Here is a 26119-nt window from a genome sequence, read left to right on the forward strand (position 1 = left end):
GGGGGCGGGGTTTTTTTAAACCCCCTATGGGGGGGCCCCCCAACGGGGGGGCGCGGGTGGGGGGGCTGTCAAACACCCCGCGGGGTAGTCAACACCCACACTGGGGGGCCCCCCAACCGGCGCCGCGGGTGGCGGCGCAATTAGATACTGTGCAGGCCGCGGACCGATCGGGTGACCGTGAACTTCCGGTTGCGGCCGATCACTTCGGTGTGGCCGACCATCCGTTCGACCACTGTGCGATGGTTGAGGTGGTTGTTGTAGACCGTCCACAGTTCGCCGCCGGGCCGCAGGACCCGGCCCGTCTGGGCGAACATCTTGATGGCCGAACCGGTGTGCACGGCCGCGCCTACGTGGAACGGGGGATTACACACCACCAGGTCGGCGCTGTTGTCGGGGGCGGCGGACATGGCGTCGTCGCGGACGACGGTGATCTGTCCGGCGACCTGATTGGCCGCGGCAGTGGCCGTCGCCGAGGCGACCGCGGCAGCTGATTGATCGGTGCCCGTGACCGCGATACCGGGCCGGGATCGGGCCAGGGCGACCGCGAGGATGCCGGTGCCGCAACCGAGGTCGACGGCGTCGCGGGCATCGGGTTTCATGGCCCGCAGATGTTCGAGCAGGAAGCGGGTGCCGATATCCAGGCGTGCCCCGGAGAAGGCGGCACCGTGGGCGACCACGTCGATATCCAGCTCGCCGATATGCTCGCGCACCGGAAACCTGGGTTCCCCCACCGGTTTCGGTCCGCGCACCAGCAGTGTGCGGGATTTCTGCCGGCCGCGGCTGGCCCGGACCTCGGCGAAGGATTCGGCGAGTACCTCGTTCATCGCTTTGGTCAGGTATTTGTCCCGGCCGCCGGCGAATACGCGGACCTCGGGGTGGGCGTAGCGGGCGACGGCGTCGGCGATTTCGGCGAGACCGGCCAGCACCCGCGGAAGCCGCAGCAGCACCACTGTGGCGCCGGCCAGCAATGTTTCGCCGAGGGGGTGTGCGGTGTAGCGGTCGGTGAGGCCGAGCGTGCGGGCGTTGGCGGCGAGGGCGAGTTCACCGGTGAGCAGATCCTGGTGCACCCGGATGCGGTGCAGGTCATGGGATGCGGCGGCACCCAGGGTGAGCGCGCCGTAGTTGTCGCCGATCACCACGACCGTGCCGGGCTCGGCGGTGGCGAGGGTCTCCGCGGCGACATCGAGGATGAGGCGGTCCGCGGCGTCGACGGCATACAGGTTGGCGGCCTCCACATCCGGATAGCGGCGCAACCTTCCCAGTAGGTCCTCCACGTCTCGCACCAGACAAGTGTGCTAGATCGTTGCCGGGTGGCAGCGCCCGGCCCGGTGGATACGTTCGCCGGACGGTGTTCCCGGCGGCCCCGCGGCTGCGGCAGCCGGGCCGGTGGCACACCGTACGAGTGCACGTTCCCGCAGTACAGTGCCCGCCGCGGTTAGCATCGGGCACATGCGTACCGGGCGTGTTCTGGTGGTGACCGCGATGCTGGCGTGTCTCGCGGGGTGTGCCGACTCGGGGTCGGCACCGCCGGTTAGCTCTTCCACCGCGAACGAGCGGCCACCCAGTGCGCAAGCGGGTCCGCCGGGGTTGCCGCTGCCGATACCGCTACCGGGCGAGCAGGTGCCCGCACCCGACGATACGGTGCCGAAACAGGCCGAGGCCTCGCCGGACGCCATGCTCACGGTGACCGATATCCGGATGAGCCGGCACGCGGGTTTCGACCGGGTCGAGTACATTCTGGGCGGCCCGGGCGCTCCGGGTTGGAGTGTGTGGTACACCGGTCGCGCCGTCCAGGACGGTAGCGGCCGGGAATTGGATGTGGCGGGTGAATCCGTGCTCGAGGTGCGGATCACCGGTTCGGCCTATCCGTTCGACAGCGGAGTGGCGCCCTACGCCGGTCCGGACCCGGCCACCGACCCGGCGGTTCCCGGGATCGCGGGGGTATACCGGACCACGGTGTTCGAGGGGATCACCCAGTCGTTCATCGGCGTCGCCGGCGATGAGCCGGGGTTCACCGTGACCTCGGCCACCATGCCGAATCGACTGGTCGTCGATATCGCCACCGGTTGATCACCGGTATCGGTTGATCGACAAATCGGAGCCTGGGGGGTCGGAAATCGACTCGACCCAGTACGGTTGACAGCACCGGTGGCTCAGATGTCCGGCGCGCCGGGGCGAGAATACGGGGTCGTGGGCATCCGAGGGGAGTTTCAGACCGATGCGACGACTCGAACGAGCCGGCCTCGCAGCCGCCGCGGCCGCGCTGGTCGCCGGCGGGTTCATCACCGCCTGCTCCAGCACAGTGTCCGGTACCGCGGAGGTGAACCAGGGCGAGTTGCAGCTCTACAAGTCGGAGGTGACGTCCTCGTCGGCCGCGGCGTCGTCGTCCCGCGCGGCCGCCGCGGCGGCGGCCGCGACCGATGTCTGCGAGGCGCTGCGGGACCACAACAATCCCGCGGTCGACGCGTTCAACGCCTATATCGATGCCAGCGACAACAAGGCGCCGGATGTCGAGCCGAAGAAGGGCGCCGCGATCACCGCGCTGCGCGATACCGCCGGCAAGATCGACGACGAGCTGAACCCCGATGTGCCCAACGAGGTCTCGACGCCGATGCGCACCTACCGCGACAATCTGGGTAACCTCGCCGATCTGCTGGAACGTAATGCGTCGGTGGAGGAAGTGAACGGTCAGATCGATACGTTCAACGCGGACAAGGACGCGGCGTTCGACGCCTGCGAACCGTACTGAGCCGCGGTTCATTCGTAGAGGCCCTCGACGCACCACTGGTTGTCGCGGGCGAGCAGCAGCAGGCTGTGCGGGCCCGGGAGTTCCACCTGCGCGCGGGCGGCCGGTACCGCGCCGGGCGACCACCAGAGTTCGTCGAGCAGCCAGGGCCCGGCCCACGCGGTGAGCCGCCAGCTGGACTTGCCCCAGCGCAACCGTGCCGGCGGACCACTGAACAGGCCGCGCTCGGTGATCCGGACGGGCGTGCCGCCGGCGGTTTCGAGGGTGACGCGCGGCCGGTCGACCATGATCACGGCGGGCGCCGGTTCCGGTATCCGGCCCGGCCACGGTGGCGCCGGGTCGGTCGCTGGTGCCGCTTCGTCGCCGAAGGTGACCATGGTGACGCGTTCGGCCGGCCCGCGGCCGCCGCTGAGCACCCCGACCCGGACCGCGTCCCCGCCGAGCAGCCCCTGCACGCGGACCAGCGCGCGCAGGGCACGTTCGTCACCGGACCCCGTATCGCCCCACAGCCCCAGCTGCAACGCCGCGGCCGGCACCACCTCCACCGGGATCAGGTGCAGTACGGTGATCGGCGCGGTGGGCCGGTCACCGTGCGGGCGGGTGAGCCAGCCGTCCAATTGCCAGCGCACCCGGTCGGCCACGCCGTCGGCGGTCAGCGGTTCGGCGCAGCGCCAGACCCGTGACAGTTGTTCGCCGGCTTCGGTTTCCGCGCGAATCTCCAGCCGGGTGCAGGCCAGCGACGCGGCGGACAGAGCCGCGGTGAGCCGGGTCGCGAGCAGGCGTCCGGTGAAGGCCGCGGTATCGACCCGGTCGATCGGCGGGTCGCAGGGTAGCCGCACGTCCACGTCCGGAGGCAGGGTCCGGGGCGCCGGCGGGCGATCCGGTAGTGCGCGGGCGAGCCGGTGGGCGAGCACCGCGTCGGCGCCGAACCGCGAGGTGACCTGCGCGGTACTCAGCGCGGCGAAATCGCCGATCCGGCGCAATCCCAGCCGGTGCAGCAGATCCAGCAGCGCCGCGCGTTCCCGCTCCGCGGGGCCGGGTTCGGCGGCCAGTTCGGTGATCGGGAGCGGGGCGAGAAACCGTGCGTCCCCGCCGGCAGGGACCAGGGCGCCGTGCCGGGCGGCGATGATCGCCGTCGGGAGTTCGTCGGCGATCCCGATCCGTGCCTCCACCCCGGCGGTCGCCGTCGCGGCGAGCAACTTCCGGACGGCCGCCTCGGCGGAGCCGAAATACCGGATCACTCCCCGCGCGGGGAGGGCGAGCAAACCGGGACGCAACACCTCCACACCGGAGGCGAGACCGTCGACGGCCGCGGCGACCGGTTCGAACAGCCGCGCGTCGCGGTCCGGGTCGGGTGCGGCTATATGCAATTCGGGGCAGCGGCTCTGCGCTTCGCGTTTACGCATCCCGCGGCGCACCCCGGCCTCGCGGGCGGTGGCCGAACAGATGACGACCCGGTTCGCATGCAGCACCGCCACCGGCTGCTCGGCGGGCAGCCCGGCACCGGCCGCCGCCGCGACCGCGGGCCAGTCGGGACACCAGACCGCCAGTACTCGCGGGGTCATCGGTCCGCCGATCTACCCCGGGCGGGGTATCGGACACGGGCGAAGGAGGGCCGGCGCACGAGGCCGCCGGGTGGGCCGGGGGAGTCCCGGTGCCACCGCGAGGCCCCGGACCGGTACGCGAGACGGGGCACGATCCGGTCAGGAGGCAACGGAGTCCTCCTGCCCCGTGGTTTCCGGCTGATCCGAGGTAGGTGCCGCGGCGGCGCCGGGGACGATCCACTCGACCCGGCCGCCGAGCGGTCGCGCGGCCAGCCGGCCCCGGACCGGGACCCCGGTTCTGCCGCGGACCTCGATATCGAGGCTGATGGAGCGGATCCGCCCGCTACCCGCGCCGAGCCCGGTGTAGCCGGCGACGCGGCTTTCCAGCCGTAGGTCCGGGGTGGGCCAGGAACCACCGGTGACGAGCAGCGTGGCGTCTTTGGCGCGGGCTTTCGCGGCGAGTACCCGGGCGCGGGCAGGCGCGACCGCCGCGTCGCCGAGGCCGAGGACCACCAGTTCCATTCCGTCGAGCAAGACCGCGGCCACCTCCAGCGGGTCGTGGCCGGCGTCGGGGATCACCGCGATCCGGTCCAGCCGGGCGCCCATCTCCGCGGCGGCGAGCAGGCCGAGCCGGGGCACGCCGACCGCGGCCGCATGCCCACCCGGTCCGGTGACCGCGGCGAGCAGCCCGGTCAGCAACGCTCCGGCACCGGTGTAGGCGACCACCGAACCTTTGACCAGACCCCGGTCGGGCAGCAGGGGGGCGAGGGCGGGCGGTACCGGAAGCACCTCGCGCCGGACCGCGTCCGCCGGTGCCGCCGGGGCGCAGCTGCCGACCGCTGCGCGAGGCCCACCGCCCGCCGCGCGTGCCCGCCGCAGTTCGGCCAGTTCACGCAGTCGCGCGCCGCTTACCTTCGGTGCCCGTGCCGCCATAACTTTCACCTGCTTCCGCAACGACGTCGGGGGGTCTTCCGGCCGTGTCACCGAAGTGGTCACCGCCTGCCCAGCTGCTGTGCCATTGCACCGCCTCCGCGGCGCGGGGTCAGGGCCGCCGGGCGTCGCCGGTCCGGGCCCCGAAGTCTCGAATATTCGCTCCTCCGCTCCGCTCCCTGCTCCGTCGAACATCCCTCCTGGTTCGAACATACATTCGATAGATTACCGGTGGAAGTATCCGCTCCGGAAGCTGCCCGTATGCCTACGACCTGCTGTAGTGAACACGATCACGCTGCTTTCGCCGCCGGTTCCGAAACCGGTCGGCTACCACTGAATTCGGCTAGTCTCACAGCATGATCGATCGCCCCCGTCCCATCGTCGGCCCGGATTATCTGGTGGCCGGCCGGTACCGTCTGCAGTCGAAACTGGGCGGTGGCGGTATGGGGGCGGTATGGCTGGCGCACGACCGGCTGCTCGACCGTGACGTCGCGATCAAGCAGGTGCTGTCCACGGCCGGTCTGGACGAGGCAGAGGCCCGCCAGATCCGTGATCGGATCGTGCACGAGGGGCGGGTCGCGGCGAAACTGTCCCATGAGCACGCCATCGCGGTCTACGACGTGGTGCTCGAGGCAGGGGAACCCTGGCTGGTGATGGAGCACCTACCCTCGCGCAGTGTCGCCCGGGCGCTCGGGCTGGTGAACACCCTCCCGGTGATCGAGGTCGCGCAGATCGGGGCGCAGGTCGCCGACGCGCTCGCTGCCGCGCACACCGTCGGGATCGTGCACCGCGATATCAAACCGGGCAATATTCTCGTCGCCGACCGGGGGCCGGCGGTCGGGATGGCGAAACTGAGCGATTTCGGTATCTCCCGCAATATCACCGAGGCCTCCGACGAACCCGACGGCATGATCACCGGCACCCCGGCCTACCTACCGCCGGAGGTCGCCCGCGGGGCCGCGCCCACCGCCGCCAGCGATGTGTTCTCCCTCGGGGCCACCCTCTACACCGCCATCGAAGGTCAGCCGCCGTTCGGTATGGACGACGATACCGACGCCATCGTGGAACGCGCCGCCATGGCGCAGATCATCCCGCCGACGCGCAGCGGGGTGCTCACCCGCGCGCTGTTGCACATGATGGAGCCGGCCCCGCAGCGCCGGCCCAGTATGGCGCAGGCGCGCGACGAGATCCTGGCCGCCGCGTTCGGCCCCGGCGCCGCCGACAATATCCTTGGTGCCCCGGTGCGCACCGAGGACGGCACCATCCCCGCCTGGGCGGCACGTAACTCCGCGGCCGGTCTGCGCAGCCCCCGCTCCGGTCCGCTGCCCCGCCGCGCCCAGCCGCAGCCGGTGCACCCGGCCCCGGCTCCCGCCCAGGCCGGGCGGGTGGGCGCCACGCAATCACCCAGTCCCACCGTGGCGGTCACGATCGGCCTGCTGATCGGGCTGGTCATCATCATCGTGATCCTCATGATGATCATGTAGAAGCATCCGGCCCGGTGATAGGCAGAGGCCTTCTGTTATCGGGTTCGCCACGACGAATCCGGGGGATACCAGGGGTCCGCCGAGGTCGGGCACGAATAAGCGGATCCGATTCGTCGACCGGTCCGTGCCCCACGGCAGGCCCTCCGGCGGTAAGGTCCGGTTTGTCTGTCTTTCCGTCGCGCCCGGGAACTCCACCGGGGGTCGTGATCGTTGGATGGACAGTTGGATATCGAGTAACAGCTCGAGCCGACGGTCGTGCCCCGGTATGGCCAACGAACTCCGAGAAAGGGATTTGCGGTGCGCGCCACAAGCAATCCGGTATTCAAGAATCTGCCGAAGCAGGAAACCGGCTACGCGGGCTTCGGCTCGACCGCCGCCGGCGCGGGTCAGCTCGGTTACCAGTACGGCAACCAGCAGTACCCCCCGCAGTATCAGCAGCCGGGCTATCCCCAGGCGCCGACCAGGTCGCTGACCATCGACGACGTGGTCACCAAAACCGGGATCACGCTGGGTGTGCTGGCGATTTCCGCGCTGGTCTCCTATGTGCTATCCATCTCCAACCCCGGGCTCGCCCCGATCCTGCTGATCGGCGGCGCGATCGTCGGCCTGGTGCTGGTGCTGGTGGCGACCTTCGGCAACAAAGCCGACAACCCGGCGATCGTGCTGTCCTACGCGGTCGCCGAAGGCCTCTTCGTCGGTGCGTTCTCGGCGGTGCTCTCCGACGCCACCTTCGGCGGTGTGGGCGGCCCCGGCATGATCGGGCAAGCCGTGCTCGGCACCTTCGGGGTGTTCGCCGGCATGCTCGTCGTCTACAAGACCGGTGCTATCCGCGTCACTCCGCGGTTCACCCGCATGCTCATCGGCGCCATGATCGGCATCCTGGTGCTGGTCGTCGGCAACCTGATCGCGAGCTTCTTCACCGACGGCGGCTTCGGCCTGCGCGACGGCGGCCCGATCGCGATCATCTTCAGCCTGGTGGTCATCGCCATCGCCGCGTTCAGCTTCCTGCTGGACTTCGACGCCGCCGACCAGCTCATCCGCGCCCAGGCTCCGCCCAAGGCGGCCTGGGGTGTGGCCCTCGGCCTCACGGTCACCCTGGTCTGGCTCTACGTCGAGATCCTGCGCCTGCTGAGCTACTTCCAGAGCGACTAGGCCCTGTTTCATAAGCCGTGGCCGGATAACCACAGGTTGATCGCGGCGACCCGGACAGTGGCCAGGTAGCGGACAGCGAGTTTGGCGTAGCGGGTGGCCACTGCCCGGTGTAGTCGATCACGGCTGGCCGGTTCGCCGTGCCGCGCAACGGTTTCAGTGTTCGCCGGCGACAGCGAAGAAATGGGCCGATCGGTACCGGTCCGGCCTGCCGATGACCGACCGGTCCGCACGTCCTCATCGTTTCCCGAACCGGACACCATCACGAACCGAACGCCGGATCATCGGTCTGCGGTTCACCCGCCGGTGGGGTCCACACCGGATCGCTTTCCACCTCGGTATGGCTCGCTCGACCGTCGGCCGGGTCCTGGCCCGATACCGGATGCCGCTCCTGCGCCAGCTCGACCAGGCCACCGGTCTGCCGGTGCGCCGCCCGCGCCCGGTCCGCTACGAGAAGACCCGGCCCGGTCAGCTGGCCCATATCGATATAAAAAAGCAAGGCCGCATTCCCGACGGTGGTGGATGGCGAGCCCACGGCCGCGGCTCGGCCCCCGACCGCGCTGCCGGAGCCGCACGCGACCGAGCAGGACGGGCGGGAGCAGCCGCTTCCCGTGGTTACCGATACCTGCACCACGCTGTCGACGACCACACCCGGCTGGCGTATTCGGAGATACTCGACGATGAACGCAAACACACCGCTGCCGGGTTCTGGGCGCGGGCCAACGCGTTCTTCACCGCAGCCGGGATCACCGTCGAGGCGGTGATGACCGACAACGGGTCCTGCTACAGGTCACGCGAGTTCGCCGCAGCGCTGGGAACCATCACCCACAAACGGACCCGCCGTACCGGCCGCAAACCAACGGCAAGGTCGAACGGTTCAACCGCACCCTCGCCACCGAATGGGCCTACGCCCGCACCTACAACAGCGAGGCCGCCCGCTCAGCGACCTACAGCGACGGGCTGCATCACTACAATCACCACCGCCCACACACGAGCCTCGGCGGCCAAACTCCCGCAGCCCGCGTTCACAACCTCACGGGGAACTACACCTAGGCCAGAGTCATAGGACGCCCCCGAGAGGACTGGGGAGGCGGGTCTGGAAGTCCAATAGCCCTACCCAGGTAGGACGTACGGCAATGCGTGCCTGTCTGGTCCCCGGTAGCGCCGCGGATTGGAGAAGTGACGTGGCGGCCTTCTCCCCGAGATAGCGCTTTGCGGCCAGGGCGTACTCGTCCGCTACGCCGTCTACCTCGGCTATGCAAGCGCGTCCACGAATCGAGATGGCCCGTGGTTGAATGTCATCAGTTCCGATACTGATTTCGACATTGGGGTTCGCGCGGAGTGCCGTCACTCGACGGGCGGGATGACGCACGCCGACCGCAGGGCCGGCCAGATACGTCGTCATCACGACCTCCTGACCTGTCCAGTGGAACCAAGTTGGAACGACCCTCGGCCTGCCATCGGTCCAGATGAGGCCCAAGCGCGCGTACAGATTCGAGGTCAGCATCTGCCGCGCCAGGTCGGTACCCAGGAGGCGCAGATCACCTTGCGGCAGTTCGGTAGTCATAAACATTCCTATCTCGCGAGTGTTGTCACGGCCACTCACATGATTCGGTCCACCTGGACCGAAATCATGGGTTCGGCTGGTCGCTCGCCCGGGTCGGCAACCATCTCACCGTCAACCACACCACGGTCCTGGCCGCCCTGCGTCGGGGCGGAATACCCCACGGGATTGTCACCGGAGCGCGAACGTAATCGACGGCTCTATCGCTTCGATCCGAGCGGAATCGCACGGATTCAGCAGGCCAGGAAGGCAGCCACATTGCGCTCGGCGAAGTCGGCGAAAGATGTCGGTTCGACGCCGAACAACTCGTGTGTCCGCAACCAGATTGCGGATTCCGGATGCCGGGCTCGTTCGGTCAGCACCTCGGACACGGTGTCGATCGCGGGCTCGGGCAGATGACGGGCCCGCATGTCGGACAGTATGTCCTCCAGTGGGACCTCGACGTGACGCACGGGCCGTCCAGTCGCGGCGGACACGATCTCGGCGACTTCCTTCATGGACAACGCCTGCGGGCCGGTCATCTCGTATGCCTTGCCTTCGTGGCCGTTCGAGGTCATCACCCGCACGGCGATCTCGGCGATGTCTTCGATGTCGATGGGTGCCAGCTCGGTGTCGCCGATGGGCATCCGGAACTCGCCACGACTCATATCGATGCCGGTCAAGGCCGTGGGCAGGTAGAACTGCATGAACTGGCTGGGCCGCAGATGGGTCCAGGCCATCCCGGATTGCTCTAGGTACCGCTCGATCTCGACGTGTGCGCGGGTGCCGCGGAAGCGCTGGGGGTCGAATCCGATACCGGACTCCTTCCCGGAGAACTTCACGATGTGCTCGATGCCGGCATTTGCCGCGGCATCGATGAACGCACACTGCGTCTCGATCATCCGTTCGCGCGCCCCGGAGATCATCAGCACCCGCGGTGTGCCCGCGAACGCATCGGCCAGCGACGCGGGTTCCAGCATATTGCCGACGACGACCTCGACTCCGGGTAACTCACGTAGGTCCGCTGCCTTGGCGAGGTCGCGCACCAGCGCACGCACGGGGATCCGCTGCCGCGCGAACGCGCGGACAATGATGGTGCCACTCAGGCCGGAAGCGCCCGTTACAAGAATCATGCTTCAAACTTTGAAGCTAGAGCTTCAAGTTGTCAAGGTACACGTATTGTTGCACGTATGGCGAAGACATACGGCGATCAGTGCGCGGCGGCGCGCGCACTGGACCTGATAGGCGAACGCTGGTCGTTGATGATCGTGCGAGAGCTGCTCTACGGCCCGAAACGGTTCAGCGCGCTCCACCACGGACTGCCCAACGCGAGCTCGGCCGCATTGTCGCAACGCCTGCGCGACCTCGAAGCCGGCGGCGTGGTACGCCGCCGCAAGCTTGGTTCACCCACCAACGCGCAGGTCTACCAGCTCACCGACTGGGGCCACGAACTACAACCACTGCTGGTCCTCCTAGGCCGCTGGGGCCGCCGCGCACCGCTCACACCAGACGCCAGACCCGTCGGCACCGACTCGCTGATGCTCGCCCTGCAAAGCCACCGCCGCTCACCGATCGCCGGCAACGACGCCACCGTCGCCGTGTTCATCGACGACGATGCCTTCACCTTGCGCGTTACCGCCGGCGAACTGACCATCGACAGAGGCGAACCACACGACGCCGACGCCACCCTCACTGCGGACTCCGCCACACTCCTGGAGCTGATCATCCACGAGCGGCCACTCGACGAACTGGCCGACAGAACCCGCATCGACGGCGACCGCACTATCCTGACCAGAATCTTCGACCACAGCACCTGGACGACTCCCTAGATTGGGTTCCGACGGCGCGGTCGGCGCCGGCGACGTCGCTGGTGGCCACGAAGTGATGGGCCCGGACCACGGTCCCGGTGCATTTTTGTGTTGGCCGCCGCTGTGTGCCATCAGCACCGGGGGCGTGCGAGCGAAGCCGGCTGTGGGCGAGAAGAGTTCGCAAGAACTGGGTGGCGCGATGCGGGCAAGAGACGCGGGCTATGACTCGCTGTATCTGACGAGAGCTCCGGTTTGCAGGCTGCGGTAACTTGCATTGCTAAGTTAGCGTGCTAAGTTGTTGAGGTGGAACGGAGACTGAGTTTCAACCTGCACGTTCTGACTGCCCGCCTGGACCGGGTGGCTGACCGGATCCTGCGCACAGAGCATCGCGTGTCCTACAGCCGCTTCTTGGCACTGATGTCGGTGGGTGAGCTGGGGGCCTCGACGCAGCGGATTCTTGCTGACCGGCTGGGCGTGACGGAGCCGTCGGTCAGCCGTATGACAAGCATTCTCGCCAACGATGGACTCCTCGATGTTCAGCCGGATCCGGCCGGCGGACGAAGCCGTCGCCTCAGCCTCACCGACAAGGGGCAGCTGCTGGTGACCGCCGTCCAGGAAGATCTCGAAGAACGACTAGCGGCGGTCGTTGTCGACAGTGGCGTGCCGTATGACGAATACGCACAGCACACCGCGCAGTTACTGACCACATTCGAACGTTCGGAGTCTCGCACATGAGTTACGACGCTCGGGTCGTGTCGGCCCTGCTGCGCTCGGTCCGCTCGGCAGACGGCACCCCGATCAGTTTCCGAACGATGGGGGACGGGCCGAGTGTGATCGTGGTCGGTGGCGCGCTGTTCACTGCGCAGGATTATCTGCCGTTGGCTTCGGCGCTCTCCCGTTCCTGCACAGTGCATCTCGTCGAACGCCGCGGGCGGTGCGCCAGCGGTCCGCTCGGACCCGGCTACAGCTTGCGGAAGGAAGTGGACGACATCCTTGCCGTACACGCCGAAACCGGTGCGCGATCGGCGTTCGGTCACAGCTACGGCGGACTCGCCATTCTCGAGACCGCACGATCGTCACCGGTGTTCGACCACATCGTGCTCTACGAGCCGGGAACTCCCGGTGGCCACGTCGCGACCGGGTGGATGAGCCCCTATCGCGAACGGCTGGACGCGGGCGATCCTTACGGTGCATTCGCTCACTTCATTCGAGGATCCGGCGGGGCACCAGGATTCGTGGCCAAGCTGCCGCACTGGTATCTGCGCACTGTGTTGCGCATCGGCTTTCGTGGACAGCGATGGCAACGGATGAGGCCCCTCCTCGAGGCCAACCTCGCCGAGCACGAGCAACTAGCCGCCCAGCAGGGTAGACTCGACGAGTTCGCCGATCTGGTCGCCGCGACGATGGTCCTTTGCGGAACTCGCACACCCTCGACAACCCGAGCAGAACTCGATGTCCTGGTCGATATTCTTCCCAACGCCACCATCGACACCCTGAACGGTCTCGACCACTTCGGGCCGGAAGGTAAGTCGGGACCGATCGTCGCGGAGCGGATCGCCGCGTTCCTGCTCGATCGATGAGAATGCCGATGAACCGGCCCCGTCGCCGTCCGACAAACGATGCTGCGTTCGAACAGTCAGTGCGTGACCACAGTGCAGACACAAACCACTCGTCGCCGTGGTGGATGTTCTCTCATCGCAGGCGCCACGACGACGAGCAACTGAGCACTTCAGCTCGAGGCTCTACAACGGGCTGACGAGTTTGGACGGGAAGCCCCATCGCTCCACAAACTGCCCGTCGGCAAATACGCTGATCCTGGTGATGTGCTCGGAAGTGACTGTAAGTACGGCCAATCCGAATGCATCGTATTCGCCGGGCTTTCCACGACGATATGCCACCGCAGCTGGCTGGCCATTGGCAGACGTTGGGAGCATGCGGTATTCGCCGGGCAGCCTCAACACGCTACCGGCCAGGTATGGGATGCAGACCTCCTTCCCGGATTTGAAAATCCCCAGGGGTGCGACTTCGATCGAAGCATCGTCCCGCAGCACCTGTTCGAGAAGAGTGACGTCTGCCTCCTGGAATACTGTCATGTAGCGGTTGACGAGTGCCTGGGCAGCGGGGTCCTCGGGCTCGAGGCTGGCATCGGGCTGGGGCGAGACTTCGTCCATACGTCCGCGCGCTCGTTGCAGCAGGCTCTTTACGGCGGGGGTGCTGATACCGAGGAAGTTCGCCACGTCGCTGGCCGGGAAGGCAAGGACATCCCGCAGGAGCAGGACTACCCGCTGGCGAGGGGGCAGGAACTGGAGTGCCGCGATAATTGCGAGCCTGAGGTGGGACCTTGTGACGGTGATCTCGGCCGGGTCATCCGCAAGAGGGACCGCGAGCCGGTCAGGAGCCGGTGTGAGCCACCTCGGCGACGGTCCCTTATAGCTGTCGCTGGTCACCGGCTCGGGGTCCGTTGGCACCAAGCCGGACGGAAGCATTCGTCGCTCTTCCCGCTCGAGCGCGGTGAGACACACATTGGTCGCAATCCGGTAAAGCCAGGTCCGCAGCGAGGAGCGACCCTCGAACCGATCTGCTGCACGCCAAGCTCGTAGGTAGGTATCTTGCACCAGGTCCTCGGCTTCGTCGATCGACCCTGACATCCGGTAACACAGAACGGTCAGTTCCCGACGAAGACGTTCGAATTCCTGGATGAGCTCGTTCGGGTCCAGTTTCTGGGTACGCGCCGCCGTCATAGAAGCCTCCGTTGATTACAAGATCGATGTACATCGGTGTGGAGGTACTGACCCGAGTTTCAGCCTAAAGGAATCGCGGGTCAGGCGGTCGAAGCGCGAAACCCGGAGGACACGGGTAGCGCTCTGTAGTAGTTTTGCCGGGCGACTCCCGGGAGGCGACAGTATCGGTCGACCGCCGCCCCGGTGGCGACGAGGCTGTCGATCAGCCGGTAGAGCCACCTTTTCCCGGAAGATGAGCTTGCAGCAGATACGCTGCCGCCCGGCGCAAACTTCGTTCACCTGCTCGAGCAGACGGTTGCGGCGCCGCAATTCCCGAAGCTCGGATCTGCCACTGCTGGTTCCCGGATCGTCCCATCATGGACGTCAGCTCGATGCATCCATTTCGACAACGCCACCAGATACACCCCGAAATCGGCCGCGGCCTGCTCCAACGTCACTCCGTCCTCACGGCTACGGGCGACCCTCGCGGAACTCCTGGGGATAGGGCTTGGGCAGGACGACATCCTTCCAGGTTCGCCTGTCGGCAAGCCGGATCGATGTCACCTATCCGTGCAGCAGCCTCGTGATTCCTTTCCCAGCTGCCTGTGGTCTACATGTTCGAACGCTCGAGATACGAGCGGCAAGCGAGGAAGGGGTGTCTATGACGACCACGGTTTCAAGTGACGAAGAAGCAGCTGTTCGTGCTGCCCTGCAGGCTATCTACACTGGCTGGGAGAAGAACGACGCAAATGCGTTTACCGCGCCGTATGCCGAGAACGCGACTGCAACGCTGCCGGGGGTCTTCTTGCCGAATCGAGAAGCTGTGCGCTCGACCATGGCGGCCATGTTCGACGGAGCATTGAAAGGCTCCAAGGCCATTCATGAAGTACGTACAATTCGATTCCTGGGCCCGGACATTGCGATCGTCACCAGCAAAGGATCGGTGGTTTACGCTGGGGCCGACAGCCCGTCGAACGACACCAAGGCACTGGAAACGTGGGTCTTGTCGAAGAAGAGCGGTGAATGGCTCGTCGAAGCCTTTCAGAATAGCCCGGAGAACGCGCATGAGTGACGCACGGGCAAATTCACTGATCGGAACCCTCGAAGATCATTACCGACGCAGCAATCAGGCAGCTGCGTTGGACCCGCCCCTGCCGCTGGAAGATGCCCGACGGGTCGACGATCGGTGGGGCGACGTCACCACCGAGCCAGGCGGTGTCGACTATCTCGAGATCTCCGTAAGGGGTGTGCCGGCGATGTGGCTCGTACCCCACGGATCGCCCGATGACCATGTACTGTTGTGCATTCACGGCGGCGGATATATCGGCGGGTCGATCTACACTCACCGGAAGCTGTTCGGCCACATTGCCAAAGCCGTAGGAGTTCGAGCATTGAGCATCGACTATCGGCGAGTGCCCGAGCATCGGCACCCCGCGGCGCTCGATGATGTGACGACAGCGTACGAATGGCTACTCGACGAGGGGTTCGATTCGGATCGCATTGCGTTCGTAGGTGATTCTGCCGGTGGCGGACTGGCGCTCGCAGCTTCACTGAGGCTTCGGGACCAGGGTCGGCCTTTGCCGGCAGCATTGCTGCCCATGTCGCCGTGGACGGACCTCACCCTCGGCGGTAACTCGCACAAAACCAATCTCACAAACGACATCGAGTTCGGCGGCGAGACCCCGATGAACCTGGGGTTCCTGGCAATGCTCTTGCTGGGACCTGACGGTGATCGCGAAGATCCGTCGGTCAGCCCATTGTTCGGAGACCTCTCCGGGCTGCCGCCGACCTACATACAGGTAGGTGACGCTGAAATGCTTCTGGACGACTCGACACGATTTGCCGAACGAGCGCGCAATGCAGGCATCGACATTCGCCTCGACATCTTTCCCGGCGGACAGCATACCTTCCAGATGTCCGCCGGAAATGACCCTCGAGCAGATAAAGCCATTGTAGAGCTGGCTGCCTGGGTGAAACCTAGAATCGGCCTGTGAGATACACGAAATCATGTAGAGAGTATTTCATCGTAGCGCCGTGACGGAGTGGTTGTGACGACAAGATATTCGCCGGTAATCCGTCGCAGCCGATCCGGCGAACTATTCGATGGATTACAACCGGGTACCACCGCTTCCCGTCCCATGGACACAATCGCGCCGACGGTTCCTTTCGCAACGAGCCCGAGTCGAATAGGTAGTATGCGCGACCATCCGTCAAAGTAACTTGGAGAACCAATGCGGACACTGGCAATAAGCTATTTCATCTCACTCGACGGAGTGCACGAAGACCCGATGGCCTGGGTAGGTCCGTATTACGACCAAGAAGCCGTCGGTGAATCTGTTGCCGAGCTCGAGCGTGCGCACGCAATGCTGATGGGACGCAACACATACGATTACTTGAAAAAGACCACGAGCGGTCAAATAAGTCCGCACGCTGTGCGACTGAACGAAATTCCTAAGTATGTTTACTCTTCGACGCTCTCGTCAGTGGATTGGCCCGGAAGCACAGTTATCTCAACCGATCCGATGGAGTCGGTAATGAATCTGAAGAAAGATGGGAATGACGAGCTCATCATTTATGGACACGGTCAGTTGTCACACCAGCTCCTCCAATCGGGACTCGTAGACGAGGTCCGGATCGGGATTTTCCCACTCGTACTCGGAAGGGGTCGACCGGCGTTCTCGGCCGCTCGGTCGCCAGTGGCCATGAAATTGGTCGATATGAGGAGATCGCAGACCGGAGTCGTGCATTTGATATACGGCAGATAGCTACCGGATCCCAACCGGACAGCCTGGGCGCATGATGAGAAAACCAGGTGACCAGCGAGCCGACGAGCATACCTGTACAAATAGTCCAGCCATTATCCGCTCGACCATGGCCGACTCGATCGCGCGGACCTCGGACGTCAGTGGTGAGCCCTGGTCACCACTGACCCTGCGCAGTGTGTGGGCAGGGGTCCGCCGATTGGACGATATACGGGCCGAACTGGGCATATCGCGCAAGGCGCTGGCGGAGCGGCTGAGCCACTCGGTCGAGCATGGCGTGGTCGATCGTGAGACCTGTGACCACCGACCGCGCTTCGATTATGTGAGTGCTGACTCGAAAAGGGATGGAACTGGTGGACAGTATTCGAGAACTTGCATCTACGATCACCGATCAGCATCAACAATAGAATGGACTGAAACGTGTACACTACTGTACCGATTGCCGAGCTGCTTTTCTCCGATAGTGACGCTGTGTCGATCAGCACTGACGAGTCGACTGTGAAGAGTTGGGATCAGGCCAGGGCATGTATAGAAACTGCTGCCAAGGCGTGGCTGTCGACGGTACGACCCAACGGTAGGCCGCACAATGCACCGTTGATGCCCGTCTGGGTCGACGATGTTCCATGGTTCACGGCACGTCCAACCACCGTTAAAGCTAGAAACATCGAAGACAATGCCTGCTGTGTCCTTACGGCCTCGGATCCCACATTGGACCTGGTGATCGAGGGAACGGCCCAGCGTGAGCGCGACGAAGTCCGGATCGAGGACGTCGCAGCCGCGTTTCAGGCCAAGTATGGATGGAAGTTTACCCTGAGGGACGGCAGTGCTTTCGAGGAATCGCTGCCGGGCTCACCTGAGTATGCGTTCTATCGCGTCATTCCGAGACGGGCTTTCGGGTACGGCGCAGATGGTCAGACGGCCACACGCTGGCGATTCGAGTAGGTAACCCCTGCCTGATTCCACCGTGCCCGGCCCCGGCGTGAATACAGACAAGCACGACAGCACCGGCCCCGCAGGCCAGAAGTGGCCGACAGAACCGATACCAGGATCTATAACCACCATGCGCCACCCGCGGGTGTATCGTCCGGACCCGGCATAACGGCGTCTCCCGACTGCGGCCTTGTTCGGCACGTGCCGGTAGATCACCATCGGATCACGACCCACCGCCTCGGCCAGCCGGCGCATCGACAACCCGTCGACCCCGTCGCGGTCGACGATCACGAGCGCCGCATCCAGTACAGCCGCCTGGTCGCCGGGCTGTCCCGGCGACCGGCCCCGGCTCTCCTGTGGCTGCCCGAGGGTTCAGCAATCACGAAGGCGCTCCATTCTCCGGACGGATTACCCATGTGTAGATCTACAACGTAGACACAGGACGGCGCCGGGTCCAGTGCCGGTAACCGTCGACCGTCGGCCCCGAAACCCGGTACGCGCTGGGACGGTGGCGAACCTCGGATCCGACCACAGGCGGAGCAGCGCGACCCGGCTCCGTGCGGCGGCGGCTCCATGGTTGGCTCAGCGGGCGATCCCGGACGCCGGCGGGCAAACAGATCTCACTGCCCGTACGGCGTTTCGGAGAGGCGCGAGAACAATGGCGGCGCCGGTCACGGCCATCCAGGTCGGTAGCGGGTAGAGGACCAGGCGTTCGGTCATTCCGACCTGCAGGCCGATCATCATGAGCACCGCGCCGACGATTCCGGCCGAGACGCAGAAGGCCGACCACAGTGCGGCGAGGCGGCGGTGTTTCCACAGCCAGATCGCGAGCAGGATCAGCACGATGTGGCGGGATACGAACGCGGGCAGCACAGCCAGGACATGCACGCCGATACCGCCGTCGGACGGGAAGAACCCCGTCGCGGCAGTGCTCAGTCCGATGATGACGGCGAGCGCCACGATCGACCATTGACGCGGGCCGTGCGGAATGTAATTGCGGAATACAACGGCTCCAGCAATGGTCACCAGGCCCAGTGCCACAAATGTGGCGTTCATGAGCAGATGCAGCGGCGAGCACGCATGCGGTGTGCAGGTTGTGATGCCCAGGTCGCTGATCTGTGGTGACGGAAGCTGTAGGCCGATTTCCATGCCGTGGCGGTTACGAGTTCGGCGAGGAGGTACCCGAATACCAGGACCCACGCGACTCCCGCCGCGAGATGACGATACTGCCCGCATGCGCTCGCCTCCAGGACAACCGAGCCCAGGTGGCGTGACATCCCGCCGGTATATGGGCCGTGGCAGACCGTCTACGGGTTGTTCCGCCGCTGGCAGCGCGACGGAACATGGGAATCACTGCTGACCGCGCTGCAAGCCCATACCGATGCGGTCGGCGGTATCGAGTGGACGGTGAGCGTGGATTCCACGGTCGCCCGTGCTCATCAGCATGCGGCCGGGGCGCGGCGTGACCCGGGCGGCCAGGTCGAGCCGGCGGGTGGTTTCGACGATGAACCCGCTGATCACGGCCTCGGACGTTCCCGTGGTGGGTTCACCACGAAACTGCATCTGGCCGCTGACCAACGCCAGCGCCCGCTGGCACTCGTGGTCACGCCCGGTCAGTGAGCGGACTGCCCGCAGTTCACGACCGTGCTCGGCGAGATCCGGGTGCCGCGGCTCGGGGTCGGTGGCACCCGATCCCGCCCGGATCGCGTGCCGATGAGGCGTATTCGTCGGCGGCCAACCGCGCTTACCTGCGACGGCGCGGGATCAAAGCCACGATCCCGATCAAAGCAGACCAGGCCGCGCATCGCGCGGCCAAAGGCCACGCCGGTGGTCGACCGCCGATGTTCGAGCCGAGCCTCTACACGTTGCGGCACGCGGTGGAATGCGCGATCAGTCGCCTCAAACAGCACCGGGCAGTGGCCACTCGCTACGCCAAACTCGCTGTCCGCTACCTGGCCACTGTCCGGGTCGCCGCGATCAACCTGTGGTTATCCGGCCACGGCTTATGAAACAGGGCCTAGTAGTCGCAACGCACTGAAGGCGGCCCTCGCTTCGGCGGGGGCCGTCTTCATGTTTCCGGACGAATCGGTCGTAGGAGCCCCCGGAATCCGCTCGGAATGTACCGAACTACCGCACGAGTGATAATTTTCCGGCTCTCGGCGTAATGTACGCCATAAGCGTTCGGCAAGGAGTTCGCGATTTCCTTTCGGTCATCGAGTGTGCCGGTTGGGCCGCACGATAGGCCCGAAGGAAACCGAGTTCAATTGGTATGTCGGATTACTCGCGCTCAGCGGGATCGTCATGATTGCGATGGCCGTGGTCAAGGGTGGGCAGAGCGATATGTCCCAGTGGCTCAACGCAATCTTCGGCGCCGGGTTCCTCGGCAATGCCGGGTATCTGGCGTTTGTTACCAAAAGGAGCAGAAGCGCCTCGCGAAGCCCTGATGCCGGGCGTACTCGAAAACCGGTTGTCCACGCCGGGCGAAATACACAGGGTGTAGGCCATGGACCTGGACTGGAACGCCGAAATACGAAGCCAGCTGGAAACGCATTGGTCGAGACAACTGCGTGCCCGGCTCGACGGGCTCACCGATGAGGAATACCTCTGGGAGCCGGTGCCCGGTATGTGGACGGTCCGTCCGGCAGCCGGTGAGTTCGTCTGCGATTTTGCGATACCGCCGCCCGAGCCCGCTCCGGTGACGACCATCGCGTGGCGTCTGGGGCATGTGATCGTCCTGCTGGAGGCGGGCTTGGAACGCTTCGGCCATCCGCCCGTCGATTTCGCCTCGTTCCGCTACGCCGGGACAGCGACGGCGGCGCTCGAGCAACTCGACACCGCCTACCAGGCGTGGATCGGCGGTGTCGCCGAACTCGGAGTCGCCGGGCTGGCGGCACCCGCGGGACCGCCGGGCAGCGTGCTCGCCGGCTGGTCGACCGCGGGAATCGTGCTGCACACTCAGCGGGAGCTGCTGCACCACGGTGCGGAGATCGCGCTGCTGCGCGACCTCTACCGAGCCGGACTCCGTTGACCCTTCCGGTCGCTGTGCCGACCGGCTCGGAATAAAGGTGAGGCCCCTGCACGGACACGGGTCTGTGCGGGGGCCTTCCGATCAGCTGAGGCGTTCGATGATCATCGCCATGCCCTGGCCGCCGCCGACGCACATGGTTTCCAGACCGAACTGCTTGTCGTGGGTCTGCAGGTTGTTGATCAGGGTGGCCGTGATGCGGGCGCCGGTCATACCGAACGGGTGGCCGAGGGCGATGGCACCGCCGGAGACGTTCAGTTTGTCCAGGTCCATGCCCAGTTCGCGGGCCGAGCCGAGGACCTGCACCGCGAAGGCCTCGTTGATTTCGTAGAGGTCGATATCGCCGATGGTCTTACCGGCCAGCTTCAGCGCCTTGCGCACCGCTTCGATCGGGCCCAGGCCCATGATCTCGGGCGACAGGCCGGAGACGCCGGTGGAGACGATACGGGCCAGCGGGGTGAGGCCCAGTTCCTTGGCTTTGGTATCGCTCATGACGACCAGCGCGGCGGCGCCGTCGTTGAGCGGGCAGGCGTTACCGGCGGTTACGGTGCCGTCGGGACGGAAGACCGGCTTGAGCTGGGAGATCTTCTCGTAGGTGGTGCCGGGCCGGGGGCCGTCGTCGGTGGATACGACGGTGCCGTCGGGCAGGGTCACCGGGGTGATCTCGCGTTCGAAGAAACCGGCTTTGATGGCTTCTTCGGCGCGGTTCTGCGACCGCACACCCCAGTGGTCCTGGTCTTCCCGGGAGATACCGGTGAAGGATGCGACGTTCTCCGCGGTCTGGCCCATGGCGATGTAGACATCGGGCAGATCGCCGTTCTCCCGCGGGTCCTGCCAGCCGGCGCCGCCCTGCGCCCGGGTGGCGGTGCGCTCCTCGGCCTCGGCGAAGGCCGGGTTGTGGGTATCGGGCCAGCCGTCGGCGGTGCCCTTCGGGAAACGGGAGACGGTCTCCACACCGGCGGAGATGAACGCGTGACCCTCCCCGGCCTTGATCGCGTGGAACGCCATCCGGGTGGTCTGCAGCGAGGAAGAACAGTAGCGGTTCACCGTGGTACCGGGCATGTAGTCGTAGCCCAGCTGGGTGGCGACCACCTTGGCCATATTGAAGCCCGACTCACCGGCCGGCTGGCCGCAGCCGAGCATCAGGTCGTCGATATCGGCGGGCGACAGGGCGGGGACCTTGTCCAGCGCGGCGCGCACCATCTGCGCGGCGAGGTCGTCGGGCCGCATGCTCACCAGCGACCCCTTGTTGGCGCGACCGATGGGGGAGCGAGCAACGGAAACGATGACGGCCTCTGGCATGAGGACTCCTTTGTCGAGGAGTGTGCGCGGCGGAACCTGCCCGATCGCGCACTACTCACGGGTACGATCCCTTTGAATCTACGTCCCGGCGGCCTGCGGGGAAATATCCGCCGCGGCCATATCCCGGTCACCGAGCGCTGCCAGCAGCTCCGGTAGCAGGTGCGTGGCGGCCAGCGCGTAGCCCGCGGCCGAGGGGTGGAATCCGTCGGCCGAGAACAGCTGTTCGGGCGCGGCGCGGAAATCCTTGCTCAGCAGATCACCCATCGGTACGGTGCGCCCGCCGGCCGCCCGGGTGGCCGCCGCCTGCGCCCGGGCCAGTTGCAGGCTCCAGCGGTGCACCACGGTGCGCAGCGGTTCCGGGATGGCGGTGACACTGCCCAGGTCGGGGCAGGTGCCGACCACCACGATGCTGCCCGCGCCGTGCAACCGGCTCACCGCCGCGCCGAGCCGTTGTGCGGAGCGGCCGATGGAATGTTTCTTGGTGACGTCGTTCCCGCCGATCAGGATGACCGCGGCGTCCGGCGGCGGCCCGGCCACGAACATGGCGTCCACCTGTCCGGCCAGCCCTTTGGAGGTGGCGCCGGAGATCGCTTTGGTACTCAGCCGGATCCGTTGCCCGGTGGCATCGGCCAGACCGTGCGCTATCCGCACACCGGGGACTTCGCCGGCCGTCCGGCAGCCGAGCCCGGCCGCGGTCGAATCACCGAAGATCATCAGGTGCAGGTCGGCATACTTACCGGTGCGCCAGGGTTCGTATCCGTCCGGTGAATAGATGCCGTCGGCCTCCGGCGGTTTGGAGGTATCGCGGCCGATCATCCCCCGCGCGGCACCGGCCTGGGTCATCAGCAGCCGATAGGCCGCCCACGACGCGGTTCCCGCCCCGGAACCGAACGCCACCGTGGCGGCCCCGGCCACCGCGGCCGTGCGCCATCCGATCCGAGTCTCGCCCATGTGCAGCGATTTTATTCGGGCAGCGGGCCGCGTGCGAGTGCGCGTGTATGTCGCTCGCGGCGGGGTGACAACTCGGCATCTGCCCACTCCCGCGCAAGGAGCGCGCGAGCCGGGTTACCGAGGGAGCGCGATTCGGCTGCGGGCACCCCGCCCGGCGCGGTGCGCTACGCCGGGACGACGAAGCTGCCGTGGGCGGGGATGTTCGCGTGGTTGGTGGTGACGGTGACGGCCACGCGGCCGGGGCCGGTGTCCTGGAACAGGGAGTACTGGATGCTGCCGTAGATGCCGGTCACCACATTGTTGACGTAGGTGCCGGTGGCGCCCGTGTCGAGGTTGCGCCAGGAGACCGTGGTCAGTACTTCGCACAGGGGAGCGAAGGGATACGAACCGGTGCCCACGCCCACGACCGGGTTCGCGCGGACATTGATCACCGCCCGGCCCGGCCATTGGGGGCTGGTGTCCGCCCAGGTCCGGATGCTGGTGCCGCACAGCCCGCCGTAGGCCAGGGTGGGGACATCGGGGAACGGCTGGGTGGAGGCGCCGGCCGGTGCCCCGGGCGCGGCGATCAGCGCGAATACCGATCCGGCCAGGATCACGGTGGCGCGCGCGAACTTCGGCAGGCTCATAGCTCCGAGATCCTAAATGCTGGGGCGCGTCGTCGCCGGATTTGCCGAGGGCGGTGACCGTGCCGCGCCGGACCACACCGAGGCCGCCGGCAACGCCTCTGCAACGATGGGGGTATGCGCATCGCGGATCATGTCGTGGACCTCATCGGCAACACCCCGCTGGTCCGGTTGAACTCGGTGGTTCCCTCGGGTGCCGGGCTGGTGGCGGCCAAGATCGAGTATCTGAACCCGGGCGGTAGTTCCAAGGACCGTATCGCGGTGAAGATGATCGAGGCGGCGGAGAAGTCCGGAGACCTGCGGCCCGGCGGGACCATCGTCGAGCCGACCTCCGGCAATACCGGTGTCGGTCTGGCCCTGGTGGCGCAGCAGCGCGGCTACCACTGTGTTTTCGTCTGCCCGGACAAGGTGAGCGAGGACAAGCGCAATGTGCTGCGGGCCTACGGCGCCGAAGTGGTGGTGTGCCCGACCGCGGTGCCGCCGGAGCACCCGGACAGCTACTACAGCGTGTCCGATCGGCTCGTGCAGGAGATCGACGGCGCCTGGAAACCGGATCAGTACTCCAACCCGGGCGGACCGGACAGCCACTACGAGACCACCGGCCCGGAGATCTGGCGCGATACCGAGGGCACGGTGACCCATTTCGTCGCCGGTGTCGGCACCGGCGGCACCATCACCGGTGCCGGGCGCTACCTCAAGGAGGTGTCCGGCGGGAAGGTCAAGGTCATCGGTGCCGACCCGGAAGGCTCGGTGTACTCCGGCGGCACCGGCCGGCCGTATCTGGTCGAGGGTGTCGGCGAGGATTTCTGGCCGTCGGCCTACGATCCGGCGATCCCGGACGAGATCATCGCGGTCTCCGACGCGGATTCCTTCGATATGACCCGGCGGCTGGCCCGCGAAGAGGGCCTGCTGGTCGGCGGTTCCTGCGGGATGGCCGTGGTGGCGGCGCTCGAGGTCGCCCGGCGCGATCCGGACGCCGTGGTGGTGGTCCTGCTGCCCGACGGCGGGCGCGGCTATATGTCGAAGATCTTCAACGACCGGTGGATGAGCTCCTACGGGTTCCTGCGCACCCCGCTCGACGGATCCACCACCGAAACCCTGGTCGGCGATGTGCTGCGCGGTAAATCGGGAGAGCTGCCCGATCTGGTGCACACCCACCCCTCGGAGACTTTGCGCGACGCCATCGAGATCCTGCGCGAGTACGGGGTGTCGCAGATGCCGGTGGTCGGTGCCGAACCTCCGGTGATGGCCGGTGAGGTCGCGGGCAGTGTGTCCGAGCGGGATCTGCTGTCGGCGGTGTTCTCCGGGCGCGCCCAGCTCACCGATTCGGTCGCCCAGCATATGAGCGCGTCGTTCCCGCTGATCGGGTCCGGAGAGCCGATCTCCGCGGCCACCAAGGCGCTGTCGGATACCGATGCCCTGATGGTCGTCGAGGACGGTAAACCGGTCGGCGTGATCACCCGCCACGACCTGCTGGGCTTTCTGAGCACCGGCCGGGCGGTCCAGTAGCAATTATTCCGCAATCGTGGGTTCAACCAGCTCCGGAGGGGTATAACGAGTCCAACACCGTTCGTGGCAACTGCCACGTTCGTTCGGAGAGCGAAGGGAAGGGCTTGTGCGAACCTCGAGTTTGGCAATCGATTTCCAGCAGGGTTTCTCTGACGCGTGGAGTTCGGTCGCGACTTTCGTCCCGAAGCTCGCAGGCTTCCTGGTCATCCTGCTCATCGGCTGGATTATCGCCAGAGTGGTCGCGAAGATCGTCGACAAGGTGCTGGAGCGGGTCGGTTTCGACCGGCTGGTCGAACGGGGCGGGATCGAGCGGATGCTCTCGCGCAGCAAATACGACGCCTCGGACCTGCTGGCGAAGGTGGCGTACTACGCGATTCTGCTGATCACCCTGCAACTGGGTTTCGGGGTGTTCGGCCCGAACCCGGTGAGCGATGTGATCGACGGCATCGTCGCCTGGCTACCGAGGCTGGCGGTCGCGATTCTGATCATCTGCATCGCGGGTGCGATCGCGCATGCGGTGAGCGATCTGGTGACCAACGCGCTCGGTGGTCTCAGCTACGGCCCGATGATCGGCCGGATCGCCACGGTGTTCATCTGGGGTATCGGCATCATCGCCGCGTTGAACCAGATCGGGGTGGCCACCGCGGTCACCACCCCCATCCTGATCGCCGTCCTGGCGACGGTGGGCGGAATCCTGGTGGTGGGCGTCGGCGGCGGTATGGTGCGGCCGATGCAGCAGCGCTGGGAGTCGTGGCTCGGCGGCCTGGAACAGGAGTTGCCCGCGATGCGCGGTCATGCCGAGGCCTATCAGCGCGGCCGGGAGGACGCGTCCCGGGAACGGGAGCGGATGGCCGGTCGGCAGCAGGCGCCGGGGGCCCGCGATCCGCAGTGGGATCAGCCGCAGCCCGCGCAGGGCGGCTACCGCGGTGAACCCGGTGAGTTCGGTCAGCAGATGCCGCCCGCCGATTACCGCCAGCAGTACGGGAACCCCCCGTACGGTGGCCAGCCGCCCTACGGGGGAGGCGAACCGCGCCACCTGCGGTAACGCCGGGACATAGCAATGCTTCCGCCGTGCACCGGGACTCCGGTGCAC

Annotated in this window: 27 protein-coding genes and 2 pseudogenes; 18 read left to right on the plus strand and 11 right to left on the minus strand. The window is 66.3% G+C overall.

Annotated elements, in window-relative coordinates; all coding sequences use genetic code 11:
* Positions 1-140 precede the first annotated feature (140 nt).
* On the minus strand, positions 141-1283 hold the full coding sequence (locus tag QH276_RS20630) for a class I SAM-dependent methyltransferase (RefSeq protein WP_280397500.1): 1143 nt from the start codon (positions 1281-1283) through the stop codon (positions 141-143).
* 166 nt (positions 1284-1449) lie between these two features.
* Between QH276_RS20630 and QH276_RS20635 the strand changes: the two genes are divergently transcribed.
* Together QH276_RS20635 and QH276_RS20640 are read left to right on the plus strand one after the other, a co-directional pair.
* A complete protein-coding gene (locus tag QH276_RS20635; RefSeq protein ID WP_280406861.1) occupies positions 1450-2070 on the plus strand; it encodes an AMIN-like domain-containing (lipo)protein in 621 nt (206 codons plus the stop codon).
* A gap of 148 nt (positions 2071-2218) precedes the next feature.
* Complete coding sequence (locus QH276_RS20640; protein ID WP_280397498.1) at positions 2219-2749, plus strand: hypothetical protein; 531 nt, start codon at positions 2219-2221, stop codon at positions 2747-2749.
* Between the two features lie 8 nt (positions 2750-2757).
* Here QH276_RS20640 and QH276_RS20645 read toward each other — a convergent pair whose 3' ends face one another.
* Both QH276_RS20645 and QH276_RS20650 read right to left on the minus strand, forming a co-directional pair.
* Entirely contained in the window at positions 2758-4311 is a 1554-nt protein-coding gene (locus QH276_RS20645; RefSeq protein ID WP_280397497.1) for a DNA polymerase Y family protein, read from the minus strand.
* Positions 4312-4449: 138 nt separating this feature from the next.
* Positions 4450-5223 carry a hypothetical protein gene (locus tag QH276_RS20650; RefSeq protein ID WP_280397496.1) on the minus strand — a complete coding sequence of 258 codons (774 nt, stop codon included), beginning with the start codon at positions 5221-5223 and terminating at the stop codon, positions 4450-4452.
* A gap of 353 nt (positions 5224-5576) precedes the next feature.
* On the opposite strand from QH276_RS20650, the gene QH276_RS20655 reads away from it, so the two are divergent.
* The 3 genes and pseudogenes from QH276_RS20655 (at position 5577) to QH276_RS20665 (ending at position 8906) form a co-directional block, all read left to right on the plus strand.
* Positions 5577-6704 (plus strand): serine/threonine-protein kinase, encoded by a 1128-nt coding sequence (locus tag QH276_RS20655; RefSeq protein WP_280397495.1) that lies wholly within the window; start codon positions 5577-5579, stop codon positions 6702-6704.
* A 297-nt stretch (positions 6705-7001) separates the two neighbouring features.
* Positions 7002-7856 (plus strand): Bax inhibitor-1/YccA family protein, encoded by an 855-nt coding sequence (locus QH276_RS20660; protein WP_280397494.1) that lies wholly within the window; start codon positions 7002-7004, stop codon positions 7854-7856.
* A 100-nt stretch (positions 7857-7956) separates the two neighbouring features.
* Positions 7957-8906, plus strand: a pseudogene (locus QH276_RS20665) (IS481 family transposase).
* 7 nt (positions 8907-8913) lie between these two features.
* On the opposite strand, the gene QH276_RS20670 reads toward QH276_RS20665, so the two are convergent.
* Positions 8914-9420: a pyridoxamine 5'-phosphate oxidase family protein gene (locus tag QH276_RS20670; RefSeq protein WP_280397493.1), complete on the minus strand. Its 507-nt coding sequence runs from the start codon at positions 9418-9420 to the stop codon at positions 8914-8916.
* A gap of 230 nt (positions 9421-9650) precedes the next feature.
* A complete protein-coding gene (locus QH276_RS20675) occupies positions 9651-10529 on the minus strand; it encodes an SDR family oxidoreductase (RefSeq protein ID WP_280397492.1) in 879 nt (292 codons plus the stop codon).
* A 57-nt stretch (positions 10530-10586) separates the two neighbouring features.
* Here QH276_RS20675 and QH276_RS20680 point away from each other — a divergent pair, with 57 nt between their 5' ends.
* The 3 genes from QH276_RS20680 to QH276_RS20690 all read left to right on the plus strand — a co-directional run bounded on the left by QH276_RS20680 (position 10587) and on the right by QH276_RS20690 (position 12784).
* On the plus strand, positions 10587-11225 hold the full coding sequence (locus tag QH276_RS20680; protein WP_280397491.1) for a winged helix-turn-helix transcriptional regulator: 639 nt from the start codon (positions 10587-10589) through the stop codon (positions 11223-11225).
* Between the two features lie 282 nt (positions 11226-11507).
* The gene (locus tag QH276_RS20685; RefSeq protein ID WP_280397490.1) at positions 11508-11939 is read left to right on the plus strand and encodes a MarR family winged helix-turn-helix transcriptional regulator; all 432 of its coding nucleotides are present in this window, start codon (positions 11508-11510) and stop codon (positions 11937-11939) included.
* Entirely contained in the window at positions 11936-12784 is an 849-nt protein-coding gene (locus QH276_RS20690; protein WP_280397489.1) for an alpha/beta fold hydrolase, read from the plus strand. The genes QH276_RS20685 and QH276_RS20690 overlap by 4 nt, the downstream gene beginning before the upstream one ends.
* A gap of 162 nt (positions 12785-12946) precedes the next feature.
* Here the strand turns inward: QH276_RS20690 and QH276_RS20695 are convergent, their stop codons facing one another.
* Positions 12947-13945, minus strand: a complete 999-nt coding sequence (locus tag QH276_RS20695; protein ID WP_280397488.1) for an RNA polymerase subunit sigma-70 — start codon at positions 13943-13945, stop codon at positions 12947-12949.
* Positions 13946-14585: 640 nt separating this feature from the next.
* On the opposite strand from QH276_RS20695, the gene QH276_RS20700 reads away from it, so the two are divergent.
* From QH276_RS20700 to QH276_RS20710, 5 genes are all read left to right on the plus strand, one after another.
* Complete coding sequence (locus QH276_RS20700) at positions 14586-14996, plus strand: SgcJ/EcaC family oxidoreductase (RefSeq protein WP_280397487.1); 411 nt, start codon at positions 14586-14588, stop codon at positions 14994-14996.
* Positions 14989-15918 carry an alpha/beta hydrolase gene (locus QH276_RS20705; protein WP_280397486.1) on the plus strand — a complete coding sequence of 310 codons (930 nt, stop codon included), beginning with the start codon at positions 14989-14991 and terminating at the stop codon, positions 15916-15918. Before QH276_RS20700 ends, QH276_RS20705 begins: the two co-directional genes overlap by 8 nt.
* Positions 15919-16155: 237 nt before the next feature.
* Positions 16156-16689 carry a dihydrofolate reductase family protein gene (locus QH276_RS35560; RefSeq protein WP_432278573.1) on the plus strand — a complete coding sequence of 178 codons (534 nt, stop codon included), beginning with the start codon at positions 16156-16158 and terminating at the stop codon, positions 16687-16689.
* Between the two features lie 106 nt (positions 16690-16795).
* The gene (locus QH276_RS35565) at positions 16796-17188 is read left to right on the plus strand and encodes a winged helix-turn-helix transcriptional regulator (protein ID WP_432278802.1); all 393 of its coding nucleotides are present in this window, start codon (positions 16796-16798) and stop codon (positions 17186-17188) included.
* Positions 17158-17628 carry a pyridoxamine 5'-phosphate oxidase family protein gene (locus QH276_RS20710; RefSeq protein ID WP_280397485.1) on the plus strand — a complete coding sequence of 157 codons (471 nt, stop codon included), beginning with the start codon at positions 17158-17160 and terminating at the stop codon, positions 17626-17628. Before QH276_RS35565 ends, QH276_RS20710 begins: the two co-directional genes overlap by 31 nt.
* A 168-nt stretch (positions 17629-17796) precedes the next feature.
* Here QH276_RS20710 and QH276_RS20715 read toward each other — a convergent pair.
* Positions 17797-17937: pseudogene (locus QH276_RS20715) on the minus strand (TetR family transcriptional regulator); the annotation flags it as partial.
* Positions 17938-18198: 261 nt separating this feature from the next.
* Entirely contained in the window at positions 18199-18765 is a 567-nt protein-coding gene (locus tag QH276_RS20720; RefSeq protein WP_280397484.1) for a DUF998 domain-containing protein, read from the minus strand.
* A 165-nt stretch (positions 18766-18930) separates the two neighbouring features.
* On the opposite strand from QH276_RS20720, the gene QH276_RS20725 reads away from it, so the two are divergent.
* From QH276_RS20725 to QH276_RS20735, 3 genes are all read left to right on the plus strand, one after another.
* Positions 18931-19236 carry a hypothetical protein gene (locus QH276_RS20725; protein ID WP_280397483.1) on the plus strand — a complete coding sequence of 102 codons (306 nt, stop codon included), beginning with the start codon at positions 18931-18933 and terminating at the stop codon, positions 19234-19236.
* A gap of 221 nt (positions 19237-19457) precedes the next feature.
* Positions 19458-19625: a hypothetical protein gene (locus QH276_RS35570; protein ID WP_432278571.1), complete on the plus strand. Its 168-nt coding sequence runs from the start codon at positions 19458-19460 to the stop codon at positions 19623-19625.
* Between the two features lie 494 nt (positions 19626-20119).
* Complete coding sequence (locus QH276_RS20735; protein WP_280397481.1) at positions 20120-20644, plus strand: DinB family protein; 525 nt, start codon at positions 20120-20122, stop codon at positions 20642-20644.
* A gap of 81 nt (positions 20645-20725) precedes the next feature.
* On the opposite strand, the gene QH276_RS20740 is transcribed toward QH276_RS20735, so the two are convergent.
* The 3 genes from QH276_RS20740 to QH276_RS20750 all read right to left on the minus strand — a co-directional run bounded on the left by QH276_RS20740 (position 20726) and on the right by QH276_RS20750 (position 23520).
* On the minus strand, positions 20726-21943 hold the full coding sequence (locus QH276_RS20740) for an acetyl-CoA C-acetyltransferase (RefSeq protein ID WP_280397480.1): 1218 nt from the start codon (positions 21941-21943) through the stop codon (positions 20726-20728).
* Between the two features lie 78 nt (positions 21944-22021).
* A complete protein-coding gene (locus tag QH276_RS20745) occupies positions 22022-22894 on the minus strand; it encodes an SGNH/GDSL hydrolase family protein (RefSeq protein WP_280397479.1) in 873 nt (290 codons plus the stop codon).
* A gap of 164 nt (positions 22895-23058) precedes the next feature.
* Positions 23059-23520 carry a hypothetical protein gene (locus QH276_RS20750; protein ID WP_280397478.1) on the minus strand — a complete coding sequence of 154 codons (462 nt, stop codon included), beginning with the start codon at positions 23518-23520 and terminating at the stop codon, positions 23059-23061.
* A gap of 114 nt (positions 23521-23634) precedes the next feature.
* Between QH276_RS20750 and QH276_RS20755 the strand changes: the two genes are divergently transcribed.
* Positions 23635-25026 carry a cystathionine beta-synthase gene (locus QH276_RS20755; RefSeq protein ID WP_280397477.1) on the plus strand — a complete coding sequence of 464 codons (1392 nt, stop codon included), beginning with the start codon at positions 23635-23637 and terminating at the stop codon, positions 25024-25026.
* A 106-nt stretch (positions 25027-25132) separates the two neighbouring features.
* Positions 25133-26071 carry a mechanosensitive ion channel family protein gene (locus QH276_RS20760; RefSeq protein WP_280397476.1) on the plus strand — a complete coding sequence of 313 codons (939 nt, stop codon included), beginning with the start codon at positions 25133-25135 and terminating at the stop codon, positions 26069-26071.
* Positions 26072-26119: the final 48 nt, after the last annotated feature.

Source organism: Nocardia carnea, assembly GCF_029869215.1.
In the GTDB taxonomy this organism is placed as follows: Bacteria; Actinomycetota; Actinomycetes; order Mycobacteriales; family Mycobacteriaceae; genus Nocardia; species Nocardia carnea_B.

Excerpts from the sequence above, each read along its gene's own strand:
- QH276_RS20650 (WP_280397496.1), bottom strand. The coding sequence starts at position 5,223 with ATGGCGGCACGGGCACCGAAGGTAAGCGGCGCGCGACTGCGTGAACTG.
- QH276_RS20735 (WP_280397481.1), top strand. The coding sequence starts at position 20,120 with ATGGACCTGGACTGGAACGCCGAAATACGAAGCCAGCTGGAAACGCAT.
- QH276_RS20680 (WP_280397491.1), top strand. The coding sequence starts at position 10,587 with ATGGCGAAGACATACGGCGATCAGTGCGCGGCGGCGCGCGCACTGGAC.
- QH276_RS20695 (WP_280397488.1), bottom strand. The coding sequence starts at position 13,945 with ATGACGGCGGCGCGTACCCAGAAACTGGACCCGAACGAGCTCATCCAG.
- QH276_RS20670 (WP_280397493.1), bottom strand. The coding sequence starts at position 9,420 with ATGACTACCGAACTGCCGCAAGGTGATCTGCGCCTCCTGGGTACCGAC.
- QH276_RS20740 (WP_280397480.1), bottom strand. The coding sequence starts at position 21,943 with ATGCCAGAGGCCGTCATCGTTTCCGTTGCTCGCTCCCCCATCGGTCGC.
- QH276_RS20675 (WP_280397492.1), bottom strand. The coding sequence starts at position 10,529 with ATGATTCTTGTAACGGGCGCTTCCGGCCTGAGTGGCACCATCATTGTC.
- QH276_RS20755 (WP_280397477.1), top strand. The coding sequence starts at position 23,635 with ATGCGCATCGCGGATCATGTCGTGGACCTCATCGGCAACACCCCGCTG.
- QH276_RS20690 (WP_280397489.1), top strand. The coding sequence starts at position 11,936 with ATGAGTTACGACGCTCGGGTCGTGTCGGCCCTGCTGCGCTCGGTCCGC.
- QH276_RS20655 (WP_280397495.1), top strand. The coding sequence starts at position 5,577 with ATGATCGATCGCCCCCGTCCCATCGTCGGCCCGGATTATCTGGTGGCC.
- QH276_RS35560 (WP_432278573.1), top strand. The coding sequence starts at position 16,156 with ATGCGGACACTGGCAATAAGCTATTTCATCTCACTCGACGGAGTGCAC.
- QH276_RS20705 (WP_280397486.1), top strand. The coding sequence starts at position 14,989 with ATGAGTGACGCACGGGCAAATTCACTGATCGGAACCCTCGAAGATCAT.
- QH276_RS20700 (WP_280397487.1), top strand. The coding sequence starts at position 14,586 with ATGACGACCACGGTTTCAAGTGACGAAGAAGCAGCTGTTCGTGCTGCC.
- QH276_RS20720 (WP_280397484.1), bottom strand. The coding sequence starts at position 18,765 with ATGGAAATCGGCCTACAGCTTCCGTCACCACAGATCAGCGACCTGGGC.
- QH276_RS20645 (WP_280397497.1), bottom strand. The coding sequence starts at position 4,311 with ATGACCCCGCGAGTACTGGCGGTCTGGTGTCCCGACTGGCCCGCGGTC.
- QH276_RS20750 (WP_280397478.1), bottom strand. The coding sequence starts at position 23,520 with ATGAGCCTGCCGAAGTTCGCGCGCGCCACCGTGATCCTGGCCGGATCG.
- QH276_RS20635 (WP_280406861.1), top strand. The coding sequence starts at position 1,450 with ATGCGTACCGGGCGTGTTCTGGTGGTGACCGCGATGCTGGCGTGTCTC.
- QH276_RS35570 (WP_432278571.1), top strand. The coding sequence starts at position 19,458 with ATGTTCGAGCCGAGCCTCTACACGTTGCGGCACGCGGTGGAATGCGCG.
- QH276_RS20745 (WP_280397479.1), bottom strand. The coding sequence starts at position 22,894 with ATGGGCGAGACTCGGATCGGATGGCGCACGGCCGCGGTGGCCGGGGCC.
- QH276_RS20640 (WP_280397498.1), top strand. The coding sequence starts at position 2,219 with ATGCGACGACTCGAACGAGCCGGCCTCGCAGCCGCCGCGGCCGCGCTG.
- QH276_RS35565 (WP_432278802.1), top strand. The coding sequence starts at position 16,796 with ATGGCCGACTCGATCGCGCGGACCTCGGACGTCAGTGGTGAGCCCTGG.